Here is a 21,174-nt window from a genome sequence, read left to right on the forward strand (position 1 = left end):
TGAAAACTTCTTCAGAAAGAAACGACTCTTATTCGCGAAGAGTATGCAGAACAGTAGCTGAATGCGAGAGTTCACAAACAGGGAGCATACAAGATTCGCTATCGAAGCGGAAACTCTATCGGCCTGCGTAACTCGTTCGAGCGATAAATCGCTGTGAACAGCTCCACAACAACACGTCCTTCTTCGCCGGTGACCATGGGGTCGCGATCATTCAAGACTGCCTGGAGAAAGTCCTGAATCTGCAATGTGTGATAGTGTTGAGTCGCGTTGATCTTCTGGAAGTGCTCACGGTCTTCCTGTTCGAATTGACTGAGGAGGTGTTCTTCACCGAGAATCGACCAGACGTCATTCAAGGGAGGATCTGCAATTTCACTCATCCCCGCGACGAAAGAAGCTCCGGTGTCGGTTTGGACTCCGACTGACGCACCGTTGGAACCATGCACATGCACTTTGGTGTAAATTCCGGGGTTCTGAGAGAGGCTCGTCACAAGATTCCCCAGTGCTCCGCTACGGAAGCGAATGTTTGCTACGGCGGTATCTTCCACTTCGATATAAGGGTGATTCAAGTTTCCCCAGTAGCCGGAGACCTCAGCGATCTCACCCATGAACCATTGGAGTAAATCAAGCTGATGCGGCGACTGATTCACCAGAACACCGCCCCCTTCGGTCTCCCATTTTCCACGCCACGGATCAGATTGGTAATATGCCTGATCCCGCCAACTGAACATGGAAAATGTCCCCAGAACCGGCTGGCCGATCTTTCCTGCATCGATGGCCGCCTTCATTCGCTGTACCGGTTCGAACAACCGGCGTTGACTCACGACGCCGAGTTTGACATTCCCATCCTGAGCGGCACGAATCATTGCATCGCAAGCTTTCAGAGAGGATGCCAAAGGTTTTTCAACCAAGACATGCACTCCCGCTTTCGCAGCAGCGACTGTTGGTTCTTCGTGGAGCGGATGCGGCGTGCAAATCATCACAGCATCCAGCCCGGCGGTCTTGAGCATCTCGGTCAGCGAATCAAATGGTTGTGCCCCGTACCGGTCTGCGAACTGCTTCGCACGACTGAACTGAGCATCGCACGCTGCGACAAAGTTGGCTTCGGGCAATTCAGTGAGAGCAACCGCGTGTAAGTCTCCCACTTTTCCACAACCAATAATTCCAATCCGCAAGCCGCTCATTCATTCCCCTCCGGAAAATAGATCTCGACCATGCGATGAAGAAATTCCAACGATTCCCGCATTTCGCCCAGCCCATTCATTCCATCTTCAATGCTGATCCAGCCCGAGTAGTGATGTTCAGCCAGGATTGTGAAAATGGCATCATAGTCGTTGATTCCTTTTCCGGTGACACCATGTAAGAGCGAATCGGAATACCCGATGGTTCCATCACTTTGCAACAGGTCATCAAGCGTCGCTCCTTCCACGAGGTAACGATCACTCGCGTGCATACTCACCACACGGTCAGCGACATGCTTGAGGAGTTCGATCGGATCATCACCTGCGACAACAGCATTGGATGGGTCATATTGAACGCCGAAGAATTCTCGCTCTGGAAAGGCTGCGAGAAGTTCCAGAAAGACCTCTTGCTTTTGTGCGAATTCGGGATACTTCCAAAATCCATCTTTGTAGTGGTTCTCAAGCCCTAAGATGACACCGTATTCGCGGGCGACGGGAAGTAACTCTTCGAAGCATTCACAAACCCATTCGATACCCTGCTGTCGGCTCACTTCCGGAAACCGTTGCCCGCTCAATACGCGGCAAACAGTCCCTTCGCCCCCAAGGTGATGGCAGGCTTGAATCATCGCGATTTCACGATCGACCGATTTTTTGCGACCCTCTGCATCCGGGTTTGTGAAATCGGGAGAGCAACAGAGCATCGGCATCACAAACCCAGCTGCGTGAATCGCATCGCGAAGTCGATCGAGATACTCCCGCGAAGTGCTCGTGAAAAAGCCGTCGTACATCTCCAGCCCATCCGCCGGAAGCCCTTTCGCCATTTCGATCCAGTCAAAGACCGACATCGTTCGCGCACCAGCGATCTCATCAAGATAACATTTCGGGAAAGCACTGATTTTAGGTGGCATGTTTCTTCAATGCGAATTTGTCGAGGAACAGTTTGATTTTTCAAGATAGTAATTTGCAGGCGGTTCCTCGACCACCCTGTCAGGAAGCGGAACAGTGGACATTAAGGTGTGTATGTAGGTGAGCATGAAAATGTTGACTGAAGAGAGTGTTGCCTCCAGCATTGCCTACAATGCGAGGCATATCACTGTATGCACTTCAAGTATTTGCACCTCAAGCTGGATCGCGTCGAATGGTTTCTCGCCCACTTCTTTTGATTCTCATTCCATTTGTTCTCATCGTTGCAACGTGTGGCACTTCGGGTGTTGCTCAAGAAGTGGCAGGAGAGAAGGTACTGAAGCATCAGGTCCGAACAATTTCAGGCTGGACGGTCCACGTCGATGAAGAACTCATTTCCGGCCAGGCTGATTCACTTGGGGACGTTGCGTTGCGACTTCTCGATAACAAGCTCTTCGAAATCAAACTTCGCCTCCCTGCGGAGCGAGTGCAGCAGTTGCAAACGATCCACATTTGGATCGATGCTCACCATGAACTGACCAGCATGCAGTATCATCCCGGATCCGGTTGGCTGAAGGAGCATGGTTACGATCCGAAGATGGTCAAGTCGGTTCACATCCCTCGAGCTCAGCGTTTTGTGGACCACATCGCTCAACATGCTCAGCCCTGGGCACTCTTGCACGAACTGGCGCACGCCTACCATGACCAGTTCCTCGGCTGGGAACACACCGGCATTCGGCAAGCTTACGAGGAAATGAAAGAGTCCGGAAAATTCGAGCAGGTTCTTCACATCAGCGGACGTCAACGCACACATTACGCCTTGACGAATCCAAAAGAATTTTTCGCCGAAATGAGCGAGGCATTTCTGGGAACAAACGATTTCTATCCTTTCGTTCGCGGGGAACTTCGTGAAGCTCTCCCGGAAACGTATGCACTGATGCAATCGATTTGGCTGAAACCGAACTGATTTTTTGAACGACTTCCGCTTGCTGGAAATTTGAGGCGTCGATTCGTGTAGCTGTTGAATTCAGGAGTGACTAGAATTCCGTCGAGAGTCGTTAATTCAAAGAAAATGCCGACTTTTTGTGATCCAGACCTACTGGATCTCGTTTTTTTTATACCCACTCCACATTCTTCCTTCGGAACGCTCCACTGTGACTGAACTCTTACTTATGTTCGTCGGCCTGTCTGTTGTGATCGTAATCGCAGCCATATTTCTGGCCAGCTCTGCAGACGTCATTGCCGAAGGAACCAATCTGGGGCGATCAATGGCTGGGTTGATTCTGCTTGCCGGAGCAACCAGCTTGCCGGAGTTGATGGTCGGCTGGACCGGAGTGAAGATCGAAGCCTTCGACCTGACCATTGGAGAACTTCTCGGTAGCTGTCTACTCAATTTGTTGATTCTGGCTCTAATGGACCTGCTGACCCGCACGAAAGGGACGATGCTCTCGCGAATGTCCTCCGCCCATGCACTCTCCGCAGCGACCTGCGTCTTGCTTGCAACGATCGTTCTGATCAGCTTGCTTCTACGAATCGAAACCACATTTCTTCGCTTGGGAGTCGGGTCCTGGGTCGTGGCAGTGGTGTACTTTGGATGCATGCGGCTTATCTACAAAGACCAGAAGATGCAAGAATCGACACCCGAACCTGCTTCGAGTCCAGAAACAGTTCAGGAATCGCTCGTTAAAGCATTCGGAATCTATATCGCTGCCGCAGCAGTGATTTTCTTTGCCGCTCCGAAGCTGGCTGTCTCAGCGGATCACCTCGCGCATGAATCAGGACTTGGCGAAACGTTCTTTGGAACTGTGTTCGTTGCCTTGATCACATCTTTGCCGGAACTTGTGGCAACATACACAGCGATCCGAATCGGAGCGTTTGACATGGCGGTCGGGAACATCTTTGGAAGCAATTGCATCAACATCTTCATTATTTCAATCGTCGATGCTGCCTCCGCCTCCCCCATCCTGTCTGTCGCTTCGCTGACTCATACGTTAACGGCTGCGTCTGTCGTCTTGATCACAACTGTCGCCGTCGTTTCATTACTTTATCGTGCCAAGAAAGGCATCCTTCTTCTCGAGCCGGATGCCATCATGATCATATTACTCGTGATTGGATCACTGTACCTGGTCTACCAACCCCCAACCATTGGCCTCGCACAGTAGGAGACCGCACTGTAAGGAAGATACCGTGAAGGCTGGTCTTTCGACACACGACAGGGCGAACCGGGGACCTGCGCAACCAACATCTATAAAGTGCAATGAGGGAATCAAGACGGTCTCCGCAGTCTGTGATTTCAGTCAGTCATCAAAACTGAAAAAAGAGAAGTCACTCCGGTGTTGTTCCCAGCAGCGTTCTGGTTGGTTACGATTCCTTCTCGAAGCTTTAATTGGTTCACAATATGTCGATGCTTAACAAGACGTTTGCTCTGACAGTTCGTGCTTTGCGCGTCGACTCTCGAAATCTTTCTCCGCACTTGATGCGAGCCGGGCTGTGCTTTTTCGTTTTTATTTTCCTGATGTCCGTTCATGCGGAACTCAGGTTTCAGGCTCCGGGAAGGACGCTGTTCGGCTGGATCATTTATGCGAACACCGTTTTCGCTTCATTTGTCGTTCCGATGCTTTTTGCAACAGCGATCACCGAAGAGAAAGAAGAACGGACTCTGGCCCTGCTGCAAATCGCGGATGTCTCACCATTCACGCTGCTGATCGGAAAATCGCTCCCGAGGATGCTATCGCTGTTCCAAATTTTCATTATTCAGCTTCCATTTTGCATGCTTGCAATCACCTTAGGGGGTGTTTCCCTTGAACAGGTTCTGTCATGTTATATGGCAGTTGGCGCGTACGCGTTCTTTATTGCGTGCGTCGGACTGTGGTGCTCGGTCATTTTCCGATCTTCCGCAAGTGCCATGGGTATGGCAGGGATTCTGGTGTTGGCGTACCACCTCTTGCCACTCATCTTGCACGGCATCTTTTCGATGTTGTCGATGTATCCGTCCTGGACTCCGATTTCTCTAAAAGTGATTCAAGGTCTCGGATACTTTTGGCCCACATCGATATCAACTCAGCTGCCCATCATTCTCTCTCCAGGGTATTCAGGTGGAATTCCTGAGAAGCAGATTGCTGTGAACGTGATTACGGGACTCGTGTTTTTCCTACTGTCGCAGCGGACCTTTCAATTCTTCAATCGCGAAATCGACAGTGCCCCCGTCCGGCGTCGATCACAAAAAACTTCAGAGAAATCATCGAGACGCCGACGGGCCTGGGGTTCTGCCATTCTTTGGAAAGAGTTCTATTTTGGGGCGGGAGGACATCTCTATCTCATCGGGAAATTTGTGTTCTACGGTCTGACGGTACTACTCATCTCCTTGGCAATTGCAGGTTGGCAATGGAGTAAAATGAACCTGGAATACACTGCGGTGATTTCGACCAACGTGATGTTCTTTCTATTCTTCCCGCTCGAACTTGTGCTGACTATCGCGAGAGTTTTTTATCCAGAGGTTCGAGACAAAACACTCTCTTCGCTGGTCATGTTGCCGCTTTCCATCCGGCAACTTGCCTATTCAAAAATCATCGGTGGACTGCTGGGCCTCATCCCCGTTTTGACGTACCTGTCGCTCGGTTTACTGATTCACCCGGATCCACTTCAGTCAATCTGGAAAGAGTTCCAGAGTAGCCCACTGGAGATGTCTCTCGTTATTTTGAACATCCTTGGACAGATCCTGTTGTATTTACATGGTGTGGTCTGGTTGTCAGTCCGGATGAATGGTTTGTGGGCTATTTTCGCCGCTGGCATCATCCAATACTTCGTAATGCTCTTCATCGGACTGTTTTTCATGTTGATGATCGCCTACTCAGGAGTTTCGATTCCCGATCAGGCTGGACAGTTCATCGCATTTCTCGCAGCTGCAGTGGTCTTTGCCTTCACGCTGTTTCTGCATATCAATACCGGATTCCAACTGAAGCAGAAGGCGGCTCAAGCGTAGAACCAGTCCGAAAACCTCTGAAATAGCCGCTTTTCTCAACGTTTGAGAGGGCATTTTCAAGTTTCAGGATCAGTTCTAAAGATCTTGATCGTTTTCAAAACGCTTCAAATACAGATTTCCTTGACAGAGTCGCCCCTCAACATCCGGTCAAGCTGCCCGGACCTTTCTGGAAAGAACGCACACGTTCTGCCTCGTGGTGATGTGCAATTATCAACTTGAAAAGGACTCTCCACGGGCACGGAAAATAACGAGCGATCTCTGAGACTTACCAGTCTTCGACTTCATCCCCGGCATCGATTGTCGTGAGTGCCTGGCGAACTTCGAAGGGGGCAGACATGCTGTAGAAGCGGACAGCGCCATTACCCAATAACAGATTCCCTCCGCCGCGATGTGCCGTTTCAGAATCTTCGTTGATTGCCGACAGGTAGTCCCCATCAACATCGTTTGGTGACATCCAATGCACTGCATCTTTTGGCAAGGTTTCCATGACCATGACAGTGTTTGAGGTTCCATCTTTGATTTCATCAAATTGACGCGAACGTTCCGGGTGGAAGAAATTCTCTTCCCCGACAATCGCCTGATATGCGGTGTGCGTCGGCGGACCTTCCGTTGATGGACATTGATACAAAGCGATGACCGTTTCACGAGCTTGCGCGTTGACTGGATCACTCCACGGTTTGGTAAGGTCAATCATTTTGTACAATGCTTGCTGATCAATAAAAGGCAAGATCAGAGTCCGCCAACTGTGCAGCCGGTTTCCACGTTCATCAACGGTGTATGCCGGAGGAAGAGATTGATACGTCTCCGCATAATTGTGAATGGCAATTCCGATTTGCTTGAGATTGTTTTTGCATTGAGTTCGCCTCGCAGCACCTCGAGAGGTCCTCGTTGCTGGCAGAGACAAGGCCACGATGACCGCGATAATTGCCAGAATGACCAAGAATTCAATGAGCGTCAGACCGGATCGATCCCGATGCCGTTTTACCTGGTCGTATAGAGAGTGCTGAGCCATCCAAACGCCTTTCCATACTGATTTTCGAATTGCTTGTTCGCGCCCCTAACTGGCACACGCCAAAGCAGATTCGCCGAACATGACCAACGAAATTCAGCCCTATTGAATTGGTGACCCTTGATGAGTTGCCCGTTTTTACGAAAAGATGACCAAAATTGTTGGAAGATTTTCAGTTTGCTCACAGAAAGAAGCAGTTTTCGTGGGGGATAACTCCGTTGAAAAACGTTGAAAAGGAGTCGAATACGGCATAAAACCTGATTAAAACCCTGGGATACTGCCAATTGAATCAATTTTCGGATTAGAATCTCGCTGATTGAGCGTCACTGTCGGAACTGAGGACAGTTTTCGGTTTGCGAACATGTCGAGTTGTGATAAAGTTCCGCAGACAACGCCCTGTTGCGATGTACTGAGACCTGAACATTGTTTTGACTTCAGGTGTCGATTTCAGGTGTCAGTGAACTGAAACAACCCCCAGCTGAGCAATTTTTCAGTTCAGCTTAATGGATATCGAAACAATTCGGAGAGGTGGCAGAGTGGCCGATTGCACTGGTCTTGAAAACCAGCGTCTCGCAAGGGACCGGGAGTTCGAATCTCCCCCTCTCCGCTTTTGATTTTTCTGTGACACTGAGCGACAGGATGAGTGATCTCCTGTCGCTTTTTGCATTTGTGGTTGACCGCATCCTCCGCTTTCAGGCTCACCACCGCCCTCACAGCACCAGCCGGCACGACATCCAAAGACGCTGAAAGTTCCTCTGAGACAAAAACGTGTGCGACAGACTGTGCAAAATTCTGCGCAACGCTTTTAACCCACGCTTGTCAGCCGTGGACTGATCGGGTGGGGATTGTCACCTGGCCCATGTGGTCGGCTACAGCAGTTTGCTCGACCGTGTGCCCGTGAAGAACGCATTTCTCTAGAACCAGTCCGAAAACCTCTGGAATAGCCGCTTTTCTCAACGCTTGAGAGAGCAATTTCAAGTTTCAGGATCAGTTCTAAAAAATGCTGTTCGCCACGAGGCAGATCCTGCAAACCAATTCGAAAGATGCTTTAGCATCTGGATCAAAAATGGGGAGCAGTTCACAGGGATTTGCACCCCTTGAGACCAAACTCGGGACACGTACAAATCATTGCACTCGAGTATCCTTACCCCCTCGGTCTAACACAGGGGCCTCGGAATCGACTGGGATAAGGTTGTATTCAAATCCTAGAGCGGAGACAAATTCTCGAAAAACATGAAAGGAATCGAAAGAGTCAGGTCGAACGACGATGGCCAAGTGATTATCGCTGGGGTGAAACGGGCTCAACAGATCTCTTAACTGAGAGATGGATTGAGGAGTTCCATCTAACCGAATGCCTGTGATTGGGTTTGGTGTTGTCTGCAGAAAACCGGTTTTAACACCGAGAGCAAGAAAATCTTTCGTATTCAAACCTCGACGAATTCCGAATCGATCATATTCGTGCCAGAGATAAACTCGATCATACTGAATTACGATGGCAACTTCTGACTTTCCTCTCCCGGGACGAAGGACCGGAGTTTTTATCTCCGTCACCCGTTTCTTCTCTTCTGCTATGCGGTCTCTGCGTAGTGATTCAAGATTGTGTTCGGCATCAGCGATGGCCCGGCGCGTAGACTCATACTCAGATTTCAACCGAGCATGCCGAGTTTGTTTCGACTGTAGTTCGTCTTCTAGCTGCTGTTGCAGCCGTTTCTGTTTTTGTAGTTCAGATTTTAGATTCCGCCATTCGTGAACAAGCCTCTTAGTGTCTGTCGGAGCAAGCAAGTTCAAAGTCTGTTTCTGGCCATCTTGTAAATCAAACAGTTCGGACAGTTCCTGCCTGGCAGAAATGAGGCGAGCTTCCAGTTTCCGGGTACTCAATTCCTCAGTTTTGGTTGACTGAATCTCTGGACTACTCAATTGGAGCATGATCACCACGAGCAGAGCGATAAAAAGAATTCCACCGAATGTGTTACAGATGGTGTCCAGAAGCAATTCTAAACTGTCGCCATGGTGTACCTTTCCTCTTATCAAAGTGCACCACCTTTTTCAGCAACGAAAAAACGTTGATTTTGCCCAATAACATCAAATCCATAACGAATATTTCGTGTATCAAAAGACTTAGAAATCTTCTCAAATGATTCGGTGCCATCAGGGCGAATTACAAGAAAGTAATAATTTGAAGAATCGTTCTCTGTAGTGACCCAACTCAAAAATTTCTCGCAAGCCAAATTTCTAATGAACGACTGACTCTTCGATTCAAAAATATTTTGATGAGGTGCTTTTCCAATCGGTGAAACTTCAATTTTCCTATCCGAGATGACAACGACAAACCCGTTTTTTTGCTGACCGCTCGCAAATTCATAAACTGGCAGATCGTTTTTGACCAGTTCGTCAATTTCATTTTTGAGGCGAGATTGCTGCAACCTTAATTTCTCTAGCTCAGCTAGTTTTGCATCAAGCTCGGTTTGCATCATTTCATCTTCTTCAACTTGGTTAAGACTTTCCGCAACTTTCTGCTTCTGGTCCGCGATGACCTCATTCAGTTGTTGAAGCTCAGATTCAAAACCCTCAATGTCTTTGCCGAGTTGAGCAAGCGGGATCGCTGAAGCAGATCGAAGTAATTCGTCAGATGCAATGAGATTTTCGCGTGCCTCACTGATTCGAGCCTGCAATTCTTCGAGCTCTGAAGTCATCTGATCCACGTCTCGCGAATTCTCCGGAGACGTTTCATTCTGCTGGACTGTTTTTTGTGCGACGAGTTCAAGGCACAACAAGAGAACAATCATGATCACGACCCCAATCGTAGACATGATAATATCCTGGAATGCAAAAAGCGTCGGGACTGGCCCAGATCGTTTTCTACGATGCCTCATGAAGCGGAGTCCATTTCAAACGGAGTCAGACGAAGCCTTCCGACGATGTTTCGCACACAGTATTCACTACAGTCGTCGAGAAACTCTTCCTCTTTGCTCTTAACAAATGAAAGCACAAGCTGCACAACGAGAGCTGCAATGAGCCCTTGAAGCGTAGTTTCAAATGCAACGGATAATCCACCAGTGACATTCTGGAGTGAAGATTTAATCTCACTCAACTCTTGAGTCTTGGCGAGAACAGCACCAAAGCCTCCAATCGACAATGACAGTCCCTGAACCGTCCCTATGAATCCAAGAACTGGAATGGCCCAAACAAAAGCGTTTATTAAGGAGTAGCTGCTTTCAACGATTGACTCATCCTGGACACCTTGGGATCTCAAGATTTCGTCTAGGTCTGAAACTCTCCCCAGATTCCTGAGGTTCGAGAGTGCAATATCGATTCGGTTGAAAAGCAGAAACTGGCGCGGCTCGTCAACGAATTCATACATCCGCTTTGTGACTTCTCCAACCGTTGACGGCGAAAGTACAAATTCCGGATTTGAGGGAATGAGTGGACACTTCAGTGCCGCGCGCTGAAGACGGAGTTTAGACGCTTTTAACGCAAGAATAGAAATGGACCAGTTAAAAAAAAGGACGATCACATAAGGAACTGCTCCACGCTGAGTAAACATCGCTGCAAAGTAAGTACTGTGCAAAGGAATCAATATCAGGAAAAACAGGACGGTTCCGATCACAGCCAGTAGCAATGAACAAAACTTATTCACTCGTGTGAAACGCCCTCCCTGAAACATCATCTTTTGTTCTGGATCAGACCGAAACCACACAAGCTTCTCGTCTTCGGTCTTTGTTGAAAGCGTCATTAAGAATTATCACCTTAATTAAATGATTAGAGTTTGAAATCTCACCTGTTTCACACAAATTGTCCCTCGGTGAAAACCCGGTGAAAACTCAGGATTTATCATTTCGTGAAAGCAAAAGAATCGCCTGGGCTGTACCGAGGAATATCGACCAGAATACAAAAAACAAATACCCGATGAGTGGTGCAATGCTCGCAGCTGATAACTGCATCACCCCAACCGATGAAAGAGCTATCGCTGTGAGAAGCCATTCACCTCCAATGATGAAACAAATATTGCTGGTAATTAAGACGACAGCTCCTATCCATGCACTGACGCAAAAAACGACTGTCAGCAACCTCATCAAAAGCTTGAGGCTCATCGAGAAAACAGCGACTCCTTCCAGTGCGGCGTTGGCTCCACTTTCAATTTTTATGTTCAGCCAATCTGGACGAAGCGTCGCATACGCAGAGCCAATAAACACAACGAGCGACTCACCTGCTACTAAGAGCAGTAGTATTTTCATAACCAGATCATCTCTTTCCAAAGCATAATAAACCGAAATTCCTGCTATCCCAACTCCTGTCGACAACAGGAGCACTGAAATTGCATTGGGGAATGCCGGAGTCGCCAAGGTGTTCGGAGTGTTACGCACCAGTTCTTCAGAAGCAAAGCTGAGGTGCACAGCAACATATTTCAAAGCAGATAGTATCAGGACCGAGCACATGCCCCAGAGTATGGCCTGAATACTATCCGACTTGACGCCCTGCGTGATAACGACTCCAAACCATGAAATTATCGCGACTGTCATGGCAAGGCTGCCACGTTTAATCATTCCATGAAAGGTGGCTTCAAGCCCTGCTGCCGTAATGGTGCTTCGAACACCATCAAGGAGTGCGTCCCAGAAGATAGTTTGTCCGTGTGAGTCACTTCGAAAAGTTGGGAATTTCTCCTTGCTCTGCTTTTTAACTTTGACATTTCCCGAAGTCTCAAGTCCATCAACTTCTGAAACCGCAATCCACTCATCCAGATTTTCGTTCCAAACGAGATCGTCATCGCTAATTCTTCCGTTGCGGCAAAGCTTCTCAAGCTTGGCAAAAGAAACCGGCCCTTTCTGGACATCATCGATGGTGTAGTACCAAGAGGTTGAACCTTCGGAAGCGGTGCTTTCTTCTTTAACCTCTTGGTGATTCGTAGCGACTGCTTCAGCAGCTTTCCGTTCAAACAGTCCCTCTATTCGATTAGCTGGAACCCAGGTGCTACGGTCGGTTGAAACTTCATGTTCATCGTGGAGCCGCCCTCGGTTTTTCAAAGAGGCAAGTTGATCGAGGGTGAATGGCCCCATTATTTTCCCACGAATTCGAACAAAATACTTCTGATTATCCACAGTCGACATAACAAACCTTTAACTTGTTCAAGAGCGCTAGAATCTCTGTCAGTAACTCTCGCTTCAGGCAAACTCAGAGAGAATCAGGGAGATGCCACTTCACGAGGCATCGCGAAAACCGGACGCCCGGGAACCACAAAGGATTTCGCAGAGGACTTGAGCTCGATTTTCCCGGTTTTCACCTCCCCGATATTTCGCCATTGGGATGATGTTTTTTCAGCATCGGTGAAAGCAACGTACAAATCCCAGGCCCCCTTTGACTCCCATTGAGTCTCCATGGAAACTTGTGGAACACTTGCACGAATCCACCCAACCATGATGGTCTCAGAATCGAGTTGGCGGCCCATTGCTGCCTGAGAATTGGCGGCCTCTTTCCACACTTCATCAAACCCCTTCAGGCGACTCATTTTCTCCAGGACTTGCGATGCTTCACTTGTCGCTGCCTTCCCTTCCAGATCATCTGGATTCATCCATCGAGCAACCGGGCTGATCTGGGCTCCCTGAAGAATATCAATGTGCGCCTTCAGTGCCTCACTTAAAAAGACATCACCTTCTGCCGCCATTTCTAAAACTCGACGCAGCAGGTCGAGCTTGAGGAATGCGTTCATTTGTCCGTTATTGAGAATCGAATCAGCGAGATCCTTACAGAACTCATTCCAGTTTGCAGCGTCAACCTCATTCAATTCTCGTTGTGCCCAATCTGCAACTTCGCTGCAAGGTGATCGAACAGCCGAGAAGTTTTTCAGGTCGCTAAATTTGACATCACCACATTCTCGCAATTCATCGGCGCCATACCCGACGAAGTGGCTAAAACGGAACAGACCACTGTTTATTTTCTTCTCTTCTGGCAGATAATATCTCTTCCCCTGTTTGGTTTGCAGAATCCACGAATCAGCAATCAGCGGTGTCGCCAGAATCTTTGTGAGTTTGTCCTTTAACTTTGGTGATGTATCGCCAGTAATCGGAACTCGACGCTCTATCGACTTCAGCTGAGTGATGTACTTGTTCAGCAATTCTAAATCGGGAGCAGTCGGATAATCGTTGAGAAATGTCTCACAGGATTGAATGCGGCTTGCCACCTCATTTGGAGAGGTCGGCCACTGTTTGCTCCAACTGCGTGTGAGCTCCGACCATTCCAACCCCGCACTCCAAAGCTCAGCTTCAGAGGCCACGGAAGCGAGTAACTTTGATGAATCCTCGTCTTCGATCACGTTTGCATACTGCTCAAGTGCCTGCCTGTAATCTTCAATGTCGGACTTCACATCAATTGGGCTTTTTGTGATGAGAGCTGCAGTCGTCACATTGGATCGCTTCGTGAAGAGTTCCACAAGTTTTTTGCGTTCATCGATCAAATGTTTGTGACGTGACGAGAGACTATTGATCTGCCCGCTGATGGAAGAGTCAAGCCCCTTCGACTTCGCCAGGATTGAAGGGAAAGCCGCTCCAATCTCCGTAAGCTTCTTCTGCAGAGACTCGCTTTGCGGGTCCGCACTCAATTCAGCCTCAGCAGAGATGAGCTGTGAAGTGACCTGCGAAATAGCGTCTTGCACTTCTCTTTGTTTTGCCAGCATTTCCTGACGATTTCGATTATCCCATTCGCTGCTGATTCGTTGCATCTCCAACTCGTCATCAGTTGTCTTGACAAATGGAGTTGCCTGTTCAATAAGCTGCATTGCCGCTTCGTATGAATCAGCCTCTTCAATAAGCTGAGAGAGTCGATCAAGCTGTTTCACACGATTTGACTCTGACTCAACTTCTTGATCCAGCCGTGTTTGAAGGTTCAGTAATTTTGGCCACTGCAAGACGTCTGAACGACTATTCAGGGCAGCTTCGGCCTTATCGTACTGCTCCTCATCCAACAGATGCTCGACATGATTTGCCAATGTTGTGACTGCGTTTGAGCGGACTTGACGGTATCCCAGAATCGAAACAACAGTTGTCAGTAGGACCAGGACTGCGACCACCCCGCCAAGTTTCAGTCGATGCGAGCGGACCTCCCCCATCCTGAGCGTTTCAAGACGATTTTCAAGCCGATTGGCGAGTAAATCAGGAACCGCTTTTTCGAGGCTCAGTATTTCGTGTTCGAGACTTTCGAGTTCTTCGATCGACCCACCATCGTTCAAAAGAATCTCCAGACGAGAGACTGCCAGTTCGTAGGCTTTCTCGTTTGCCTCTCTCTCTTCCTCATCAGAGATCCATCCCAAGACAGGCGCCACGCTGACAAACGTTGGAGCATCGTGGGGGAGTGCTGCTTCTCTAGAGACCTGTAACCAGCGGGTTCGAAGTGACTTTGCTTGTTCAATGTCTAACTCAGAAAAAGCTTGTTCGAGTTGCTCAGCCAACTCCTCAACCTCTTGTCTGGCCGCCTTTTTACTATGGCTTGCCAGGCTTTTTCGCAAAGAGGCGATCAATTTTTTCGGCGCGGGCTCCAGCCATTTTCCTGAATTGAGTTCATCAAAAACCTGCTTGAGTTGCTCTTTGTCACCAACTTGATGAGCCTCTTTCGCAACAGTCGCCATCTCCTTAAATCGAGCCTGCTCAAAAGTCCGAACATCCTCATCCCAGGTATATGTTTCCGGGTCTTCCTGTCTCAGTTGCCTAAGCACATCAAGCCGCATCTGGAGCGGTGCGCGAGCAAGGGACAAACGCCGATGCCTGGCCAGTAAATTCTGGAGAGGCTCCTCGATCAATTGAGCTTCGCTGAGTTGCTCAACAATACTTATCTTGATTTTTTCAGCCGCAGGAAGATCGTAGAGAAGGACAACTCCCGACCACTCCTCTGCTTCTGGAAATGACAATACCGAAACGACTTCGATCACATTCGGCGGCCCTTCTCCGAATTGAATTGCCTCTGAGCGGAGCCCCGCGTTCAGTAACTCTTCGACCCGACGCAATCGCTTGTTGATGTCCCGACACGCCTCGACATATTGCGCATTCGCAGACCGAAGATCGTCTGTTAATTCACAATCCTCTGATTGAATCGCATAACGAATTTCATCTACCACCGACTGGTAATCAATCATTTGGTGCCCTCCCGTTCATCATCATTGTTCATTGGAGCCCCAAACTCGACGAATGGGAAATATCCCGGTTCCACACCATTTGTTCCGTGTTGTTTAATCGAAACATATGTCAACTTGGCTTCATCGATCCTTTTAAGTAGAGCATCTCTTTCTTGGACGAAAACCTTAACGTTCATGTACCCTTTTTTCAGACTTTTTAACCTCTTTATAAGTTGTTGTGTTTTCATGTCTTCTTCATTTGAATCTTTCATAGAAATTGTCGTCAACTTATTACTCAAAACTCTCATGTTGTGTTCAATTTTCTCTATTGACTCTACATTGCTCAGGTTGAGCACTTTCAAATTCATACTACTTTTACTTGAACCATTAGCTTCTGAATTCAAGTTTGAGACCAACAACGCAGGTGCTTCATTCAATATTTTCTTCAATCTATCTATGTTTGAATTAAAAACTAACTTTGAATCAACCTCCCTTCTACTCGAAGTCTTCAGCAACACAAATGTCTCAAATTGAGATTTATCCACCTCATCGAAACTGACTCCCTTAGCATTTCTTAAATCATCAGAAAACTTATGGATTTGATTTATAGTTATTGATTCCAAAGAGATTCGGGGCTCATCACCCTTCCTTATTTCCAGTTCTGAAACCCTGTCTTCGGATACCAGATCGAATTCTTTTCCTGAAATCGCAATTTTACATTTATCGATCTTCAATTTTGCTGAGTATTCTTTCTCAGTGAACAAAGCATTGAAACCCAACGAGAAGAATCCTTGGTCACCAGTTGACTTATCATCTATTGATTGATTTACCAGCAAAACTGTCCACTTCTCATCTGTATCACCGTTGACAATCTCTACGACAAACCTCTTGATAAAATCAATTGGTCTATTGCGTTCAGGTTTTTCCACATTAAGAGATATCCTTAGGTGGTTTTCGTTACTACTGGTTTGTGTCAATCCACAAACTAGATATTGACTCCATCCTCCACCGTACTCATCCTTAACTTGGATTCTGGTTTTACCATATGGCTTATCGTTTTCTTTTTCTGGTGAAGAGTGAGAGTAATTGGAAACTAAATCATTTGGGACCCACAGTGAGAGAGATAAAGGTGCATCAGGCGGGAGCCGAAGTTTATCGTAGACGAGCTTGCCGTCACTTTTCGCGAGATCGTCTATCAACCAATTAAAAATCCCGGGTTTTGTATAAGTCGGCTCTTTTTCTTCGGCTTCTTGCTTGTCGGGCGACGGTCCTGCGGTGACTGATTCACCTTCCTTTTTTTCTGCGACAGGAGCACCTTCAGCACTTTGTCCCATACTGCCTTCGGTGTCGTCAGCTCCAGCCTCCGCGCCTTCTCCAGCGGTGTCTGTCTCCTTATCTGCCTTTTTATTTGTTCCCGAATTTCTTGAATCATCTTCCCCAGTTTCTTTCTCAAGACCTTCCCCCTCTCCCTCGGGACCTGATTCTTCCTGACTTTCGTTCTTTGCAACCGTCTCTTTCTGCGGCACGTTTTCAGGGGGATTCAACAACAAGATGGCAATCACGGCGACCAGCAGAGTTAAAACTGCAAAGAACGCACCCCATAGACCGACGTTTGACTTTTGAGCCTTCCGTTTACGGTTCTGACGACGACGTGACGGCGGGATCGGTTTTGGCGGGGTTGATTTATCTTGAGCGATCTTTATGGATGGCGGGCCAGCTTCGGAGTTGTTCCCATCGGAGACTTTGTCCTCAGCGAGCGGGGCGACCGGTTTTGAGTCCAGAGGGAGTTCCCCTGTCCGGGCTGCCGTGACGTAAACGCCGCCCGTTGCGACTCCGGGATCTTGACTCAAATCAATCCGTAATGCATTGACATGCCGTCGAGATTCATTGGCCTCCGACGACCCTGCCAACACACAACGACACTGGCAAACTGCTCCTTTAGGCAGCTTGGTAAAGTAAGTGCTGAAGGTCACGTCCCAGCGTTTTTCGGTCGGGAGGAGTGCAATCGATTCTTCGATTAATGGCAACAGGTCCATGCCTGGTTCGAGAATGATGTAAACGAGTCTGTTCGGATCAGCAAGAAAGGCTTCGGCCAGAACGCCTCCCCAGCCTGCATCGCCCGTCATTTCTTTCCATTCCTGACAGACTTTCGGCTGAATCTCTTCAGAAGGGATGACTCTCTCATTTTGAACGACTCGCGGTACGCCGTCCCAGTCTGAACGCATCAAACCGGAACTTCCTAGAAACCACCCGGGACCAGCAGCGGGCCGGTCTTCCCGTTCGAGCACAACATGGTGGGCCAGCTTGTTTGTTCGTTGAGAATAATCCAATCCGTGATCAGAAATACGAGAGAGCACATGCCGACGTTGCCCCACGAGAGACAAAAGTATGTGTGAAGAGACGACAGGGTTTAACTTCGCTTGTGGATCCCCTGGCGGAAACACTGGTCGATATGCACTGAGACCTTCCAGGGCCGTCGCGACCGGAGCTGGCATCCCGGAAGAACTGAGAACCGTACAGAACCCACGGCTTCCAGGCTTCAAACCTTTGGGGGCAGATGTGTAGAGCAACTCTTGCATCAGCTTGCTCCTTCTTTAGCTTTGATCCCCGGAATCAATCCGGGAATACAGCGATGAAGCGAATATAAATACGGGACAGTCACCCAGAATGGATTTGCCTCGGAAGGACGCATCGCAAGCATTCCGTTCTCACGATCTTTCCGGGCGCACCAACCGACCGCACTCACAGGCATGTAAATGACTTCATCGGAAAAGTTCTCAGCTGCAGCGACAATGTCCGGACAGCTATTCATCAAGATTTTCCGAGTGAATTTTGAATACCGCTGGATTCGCGGAGTATCCAAAGCATGAACTTTCTTTCCGGACTTGCCTTGAACAACCTTAAAAGGCTCTGAGTTATCATCTTCGCCAACGAGTGGTGCTAAGAGATGAGACCAAGCATCATATTTCGTCAGCACCACAATCAACGGTCGACGATGCTTTTCCGTTTGTCTGAGCTTGGCATACCGACGGATCCGTGAAGCAGCCTCCTGAAGAATTGGTTCTTGACGACTCAATTTTTCTGAGTAGGCGATCTCGCCTTCATCATTAGAAAGGCTGTCCATGGACTTTCGAAACCGACCATCCTGAGTCGGATCGAAGACGTACATCAATGTTCTTGAGTGAGCCATATGCCGGGTAAGTGGACTTCCGACTTTATCCTTGCCCGGCTGAAAGGATTCCCCTGCATTGTCATACAGGCAAACGACTCTCCCGATCTTGTCCACTTGTGCCTCATGGAGGTGCCCTTTCTCTGGCTGCATTGCAAACAGAAAGGGTCTGGGATAACTCACAACCTGGTTTCCGTAAGAGACAGAGTCGTACAGATCCCCTTGCTCTTCGGTTTTTCTAATGAGGCTTGCGAGTGGCAGAATCTCATTTGCCTTGGGGTTGAGAAACAGCGACTCTTCGTACTCGTTTAAGAGTTGATTCATCCCCGGATCAGCATCGTTAAACGAACAACCGAACTTTGAAGAAAGTGTTTGCCTCAGTTGCCATGTCATTGATGCCAGGAAATAAGATTTCCCACTCGCGGGCGCCCCAAAAATCGACATAAAGAACGGTTCAAGCTCAATCATCGGGCGTGGTATCGTCAGATGACAATGAGGGCAGGCAAGCACATGGCACGGAAAACCACGTGCATCAATGGCATCACCGCCAACTGTAAATCTCGTCGGCAAAAAGCGTTGCATTTCCTCATCGCCGAGCATTGGGTCCCCGAGCAGGTCCGCATGTTCTGCCACCCAAAGTATTTTCTCTGGCGGAAACACTTCCCAGCAGTGTGGACACGTAATACGACTCAGCGAACGATTTACCTTGGGAACCGCAGCAGAATTCACTGTCATAAATGTACCTTTTGTAAGAAACGGGAAACTTGTCAGACTCACTTCAGCAACAGTGGGCGATCTTGATCTGACGAAATTCCCTTGTTGTTTACCTTGAGTTTTGAAACAACAGCCTTCAGGTGCCTAAAGACTTCTCCCTTCATGTTTTCTGCTTCTGGATCATCAACATCTTTGATGAGGCTCCAGGATCTTCTCGCATCTTCAAAAGCTTCGGCTGTCTGGCCTGCTGCAAATTTTGATTGCGATGCTTTAAAGAGTCGTCGCGAGTTTTCGATTGCAGAAAGATCGCTTTGACGGTTGTCGTCCAAGTCTTTTTGTGGAGGAGTTTGGGTTGGGCCCGGAGGAGTGAAATTTTCCCTGGTTGGATTCGGAGGCTTGGCGTCGTTTGTTGTGGCAGGGGACGGAGGGGGCTCTTGAGGGGGCTCCTCCGCCTGTGATGATACTTCTTCAACTTCAGGCTGTTGCGAAGAGGATGGAGGCGCCTGAGGACAGCCCGATGTCAGAATCGCCAGCAAGAGTATCTGGCGCATGCCCTTCCAGCAACCTAATTGTTTCATGGCCCGTGACCTTATTAGAATGTGATATACACATGATCATAATAGCAGATTAAACTGTTGACAACCTGTAACAAATAAATGTTCGATCTGCTTCGCGTTCATCACCCGGGGCTGCACTTACCACGCACACGTGAGGGTAACCACGCAAAATTCGATTCTCAATTTTTGACACCTGCATATCACTGACACTAAACCCGAAACGCAAATCGCCTCAAAATAATAGAACCGGCCCGCGAATCAGTTTTCGCGAAAAGAATGCAAACACCAGTCGGAAAACGTAAAGCTTTGCCGTCGCCTGCTGTGCGGCAAGATGAGCCCTCACCGGTCTCGATGCGGGGCAAATCACAAATTTCAGTCAGTGAGCCTGATTCCTCAGGTCAGATTACGTGAACCATTCTTGAGGGAGAACAATGTAGTACCAGCCCGAAAACCTCTGGAATAGCCACTTTTCTTAACGTTTGAGAGAGCAAGTATTAGTTTCAGGATCAGTTCTAAACTGAGTGGGAAACCTCGAAGCGACACTCCTCCTGCCCTGACTGAACTCCGACGCTCACTGATGCAGGCAGTTGTGGAAATGCGATAAGATGAGTGACACTCGATAATGCAATGAAGAACAAGCGTGTGATCGTTCCTGCACAGAACTACATCAAGAAATTCTGGGGAAATATTCGAAGTGAAGCTCCAGAGAAAACAAAGATGCCGTGAGATGAAGATTGGATTGGCTTTAGGAGGTGGAGGGGCTCGTGGACTTGCCCATCTGGCGATCCTTCAAGTTTTTGATGAATTCGGAATCCGACCTCATCGGATTGCTGGAACAAGTATCGGTGCAATCGTAGGCGCGGCGTACGCGAGCGGAACGACTGCTTCCGAATTGCAAGATGCTGCCCATCAGCTGATCCTTTCTGAAGATATCCCCGTCTCATCATGGTTCAGCCATGACGGCCCCGCGAGGCATTGGCTGCAACTTTTGAGCCCAAGCTGGGGCCTGCAAGGTCTTATGGATGCTGAACGATTTCTGGCAGAATATCAGCACCTATATCAAATCGACACATTTGACGACCTGAAAATCCCCATGCAGATCGTCGCTGCAGACTATTGGACAAGACAGCAAATTGTCATTGACTCTGGGGATGTGATGACTGCCGTCCGGGCAAGCATGGCAGTGCCGGGGCTCTTTGCTCCTGTGCAGCATGAAAACTACTTGCTGGTCGATGGAGGGGCAGTCAATCCGGTTCCGTTTGACCTCTTATTCAATGATTGCGACTTTACGATTGCCGTTGACATCATGGGCCATCGAGATCTCGATCATTCGGAACCGCCAAACCTGATCGAATGTATTCTGGGAACATTTCAGATCATGCAGAAGTCAATCCTTGAACAAAAACTCCTGGCACGACGACCAGATGTTTACCTCTCGCCAGAGATCTACGCGGTGCGCGTCATGGAGTTCAATAAGATTTCGCAAATCACAGAGCAAACCCAGGCAGCTTGTGAACAACTCAGAGAAGTTTTGAGATCTCACCTTGAAACTTGAAACCACTTT

Annotated in this window: 15 protein-coding genes and 1 tRNA gene; 5 read left to right on the top strand and 11 right to left on the bottom strand. The window is 48.4% G+C overall.

Translation table 11 applies throughout. The annotated features are described in order from the left end of the window. Window positions 1–98 precede the first annotated feature (98 nt). Both Mal48_RS20705 and Mal48_RS20710 read right to left on the bottom strand, forming a co-directional pair. A complete protein-coding gene (locus Mal48_RS20705) occupies window positions 99–1,181 on the bottom strand; it encodes a Gfo/Idh/MocA family protein (RefSeq protein WP_145204275.1) in 1,083 nt (360 codons plus the stop codon). Beyond that, window positions 1,178–2,086, bottom strand: coding sequence for a sugar phosphate isomerase/epimerase family protein (locus Mal48_RS20710; protein WP_145204277.1), 909 nt, complete (start codon window positions 2,084–2,086; stop codon window positions 1,178–1,180). The genes Mal48_RS20705 and Mal48_RS20710 overlap by 4 nt, the downstream gene beginning before the upstream one ends. A gap of 230 nt (window positions 2,087–2,316) precedes the next feature. Between Mal48_RS20710 and Mal48_RS20715 the strand changes: the two genes are divergently transcribed. The 3 genes from Mal48_RS20715 (at window position 2,317) to Mal48_RS20725 (ending at window position 6,063) form a co-directional block, all read left to right on the top strand. Further along, window positions 2,317–3,048, top strand: coding sequence for a M90 metallopeptidase family protein (locus Mal48_RS20715; protein ID WP_145204281.1), 732 nt, complete (start codon window positions 2,317–2,319; stop codon window positions 3,046–3,048). Between the two features lie 187 nt (window positions 3,049–3,235). Further along, window positions 3,236–4,243, top strand: coding sequence for a sodium:calcium antiporter (locus tag Mal48_RS20720; protein ID WP_145204284.1), 1,008 nt, complete (start codon window positions 3,236–3,238; stop codon window positions 4,241–4,243). A 236-nt stretch (window positions 4,244–4,479) separates the two neighbouring features. Continuing rightward, window positions 4,480–6,063, top strand: a complete 1,584-nt coding sequence (locus tag Mal48_RS20725; RefSeq protein ID WP_145204287.1) for an ABC transporter permease — start codon at window positions 4,480–4,482, stop codon at window positions 6,061–6,063. A gap of 265 nt (window positions 6,064–6,328) precedes the next feature. Here the strand turns inward: Mal48_RS20725 and Mal48_RS20730 are convergent, their stop codons facing one another. After that, window positions 6,329–7,075 (bottom strand): DUF1559 domain-containing protein, encoded by a 747-nt coding sequence (locus Mal48_RS20730; RefSeq protein WP_145204291.1) that lies wholly within the window; start codon window positions 7,073–7,075, stop codon window positions 6,329–6,331. Window positions 7,076–7,594: 519 nt separating this feature from the next. On the opposite strand from Mal48_RS20730, the gene Mal48_RS20735 reads away from it, so the two are divergent. Continuing rightward, a tRNA-Ser gene (locus tag Mal48_RS20735) sits at window positions 7,595–7,679 on the top strand. Window positions 7,680–8,197: 518 nt separating this feature from the next. Here the strand turns inward: Mal48_RS20735 and Mal48_RS20740 are convergent. The 8 genes from Mal48_RS20740 to Mal48_RS20775 form a co-directional block, all read right to left on the bottom strand. Beyond that, window positions 8,198–9,103, bottom strand: coding sequence for a hypothetical protein (locus Mal48_RS20740; protein WP_231739758.1), 906 nt, complete (start codon window positions 9,101–9,103; stop codon window positions 8,198–8,200). Then, window positions 9,100–9,774, bottom strand: a complete 675-nt coding sequence (locus tag Mal48_RS20745; RefSeq protein WP_197441877.1) for a coiled-coil domain-containing protein — start codon at window positions 9,772–9,774, stop codon at window positions 9,100–9,102. The genes Mal48_RS20740 and Mal48_RS20745 overlap by 4 nt, the downstream gene beginning before the upstream one ends. Window positions 9,775–9,941: 167 nt before the next feature. Next, window positions 9,942–10,805: a MotA/TolQ/ExbB proton channel family protein gene (locus Mal48_RS20750; protein WP_231739759.1), complete on the bottom strand. Its 864-nt coding sequence runs from the start codon at window positions 10,803–10,805 to the stop codon at window positions 9,942–9,944. A gap of 88 nt (window positions 10,806–10,893) precedes the next feature. After that, window positions 10,894–12,168 (bottom strand): DUF4339 domain-containing protein, encoded by a 1,275-nt coding sequence (locus Mal48_RS20755; RefSeq protein ID WP_197441878.1) that lies wholly within the window; start codon window positions 12,166–12,168, stop codon window positions 10,894–10,896. Window positions 12,169–12,251: 83 nt separating this feature from the next. Then, window positions 12,252–15,191: a hypothetical protein gene (locus Mal48_RS20760; protein WP_145204303.1), complete on the bottom strand. Its 2,940-nt coding sequence runs from the start codon at window positions 15,189–15,191 to the stop codon at window positions 12,252–12,254. After that, on the bottom strand, window positions 15,188–17,749 hold the full coding sequence (locus Mal48_RS20765; protein WP_145204306.1) for a GAP1-N2 domain-containing protein: 2,562 nt from the start codon (window positions 17,747–17,749) through the stop codon (window positions 15,188–15,190). The genes Mal48_RS20760 and Mal48_RS20765 overlap by 4 nt, the downstream gene beginning before the upstream one ends. Next, window positions 17,749–19,074 (bottom strand): hypothetical protein, encoded by a 1,326-nt coding sequence (locus tag Mal48_RS20770; RefSeq protein ID WP_145204309.1) that lies wholly within the window; start codon window positions 19,072–19,074, stop codon window positions 17,749–17,751. Before Mal48_RS20770 ends, Mal48_RS20765 begins: the two co-directional genes overlap by 1 nt. Before the next feature lie 38 nt (window positions 19,075–19,112). Beyond that, a complete protein-coding gene (locus Mal48_RS20775) occupies window positions 19,113–19,604 on the bottom strand; it encodes a hypothetical protein (protein WP_145204312.1) in 492 nt (163 codons plus the stop codon). 733 nt (window positions 19,605–20,337) lie between these two features. On the opposite strand from Mal48_RS20775, the gene Mal48_RS20780 reads away from it, so the two are divergent. Continuing rightward, window positions 20,338–21,165: a patatin-like phospholipase family protein gene (locus Mal48_RS20780; protein WP_145204315.1), complete on the top strand. Its 828-nt coding sequence runs from the start codon at window positions 20,338–20,340 to the stop codon at window positions 21,163–21,165. The last annotated feature ends 9 nt before the right edge of the window (window positions 21,166–21,174 follow it).

This window comes from Thalassoglobus polymorphus, assembly GCF_007744255.1.
Taxonomy (GTDB): Bacteria; Planctomycetota; Planctomycetia; order Planctomycetales; family Planctomycetaceae; genus Thalassoglobus; species Thalassoglobus polymorphus.

Coding starts and splice junctions, on each gene's coding strand:
- Mal48_RS20710 (WP_145204277.1), bottom strand. CDS start 2,086: ATGCCACCTAAAATCAGTGCTTTCCCGAAATGTTATCTTGATGAGATC.
- Mal48_RS20760 (WP_145204303.1), bottom strand. CDS start 15,191: ATGATTGATTACCAGTCGGTGGTAGATGAAATTCGTTATGCGATTCAA.
- Mal48_RS20715 (WP_145204281.1), top strand. CDS start 2,317: ATGGTTTCTCGCCCACTTCTTTTGATTCTCATTCCATTTGTTCTCATC.
- Mal48_RS20750 (WP_231739759.1), bottom strand. CDS start 10,805: ATGACGCTTTCAACAAAGACCGAAGACGAGAAGCTTGTGTGGTTTCGG.
- Mal48_RS20725 (WP_145204287.1), top strand. CDS start 4,480: ATGTCGATGCTTAACAAGACGTTTGCTCTGACAGTTCGTGCTTTGCGC.
- Mal48_RS20775 (WP_145204312.1), bottom strand. CDS start 19,604: ATGCGCCAGATACTCTTGCTGGCGATTCTGACATCGGGCTGTCCTCAG.
- Mal48_RS20705 (WP_145204275.1), bottom strand. CDS start 1,181: ATGAGCGGCTTGCGGATTGGAATTATTGGTTGTGGAAAAGTGGGAGAC.
- Mal48_RS20730 (WP_145204291.1), bottom strand. CDS start 7,075: ATGGCTCAGCACTCTCTATACGACCAGGTAAAACGGCATCGGGATCGA.
- Mal48_RS20770 (WP_145204309.1), bottom strand. CDS start 19,074: ATGACAGTGAATTCTGCTGCGGTTCCCAAGGTAAATCGTTCGCTGAGT.
- Mal48_RS20780 (WP_145204315.1), top strand. CDS start 20,338: ATGAAGATTGGATTGGCTTTAGGAGGTGGAGGGGCTCGTGGACTTGCC.
- Mal48_RS20765 (WP_145204306.1), bottom strand. CDS start 17,749: ATGCAAGAGTTGCTCTACACATCTGCCCCCAAAGGTTTGAAGCCTGGA.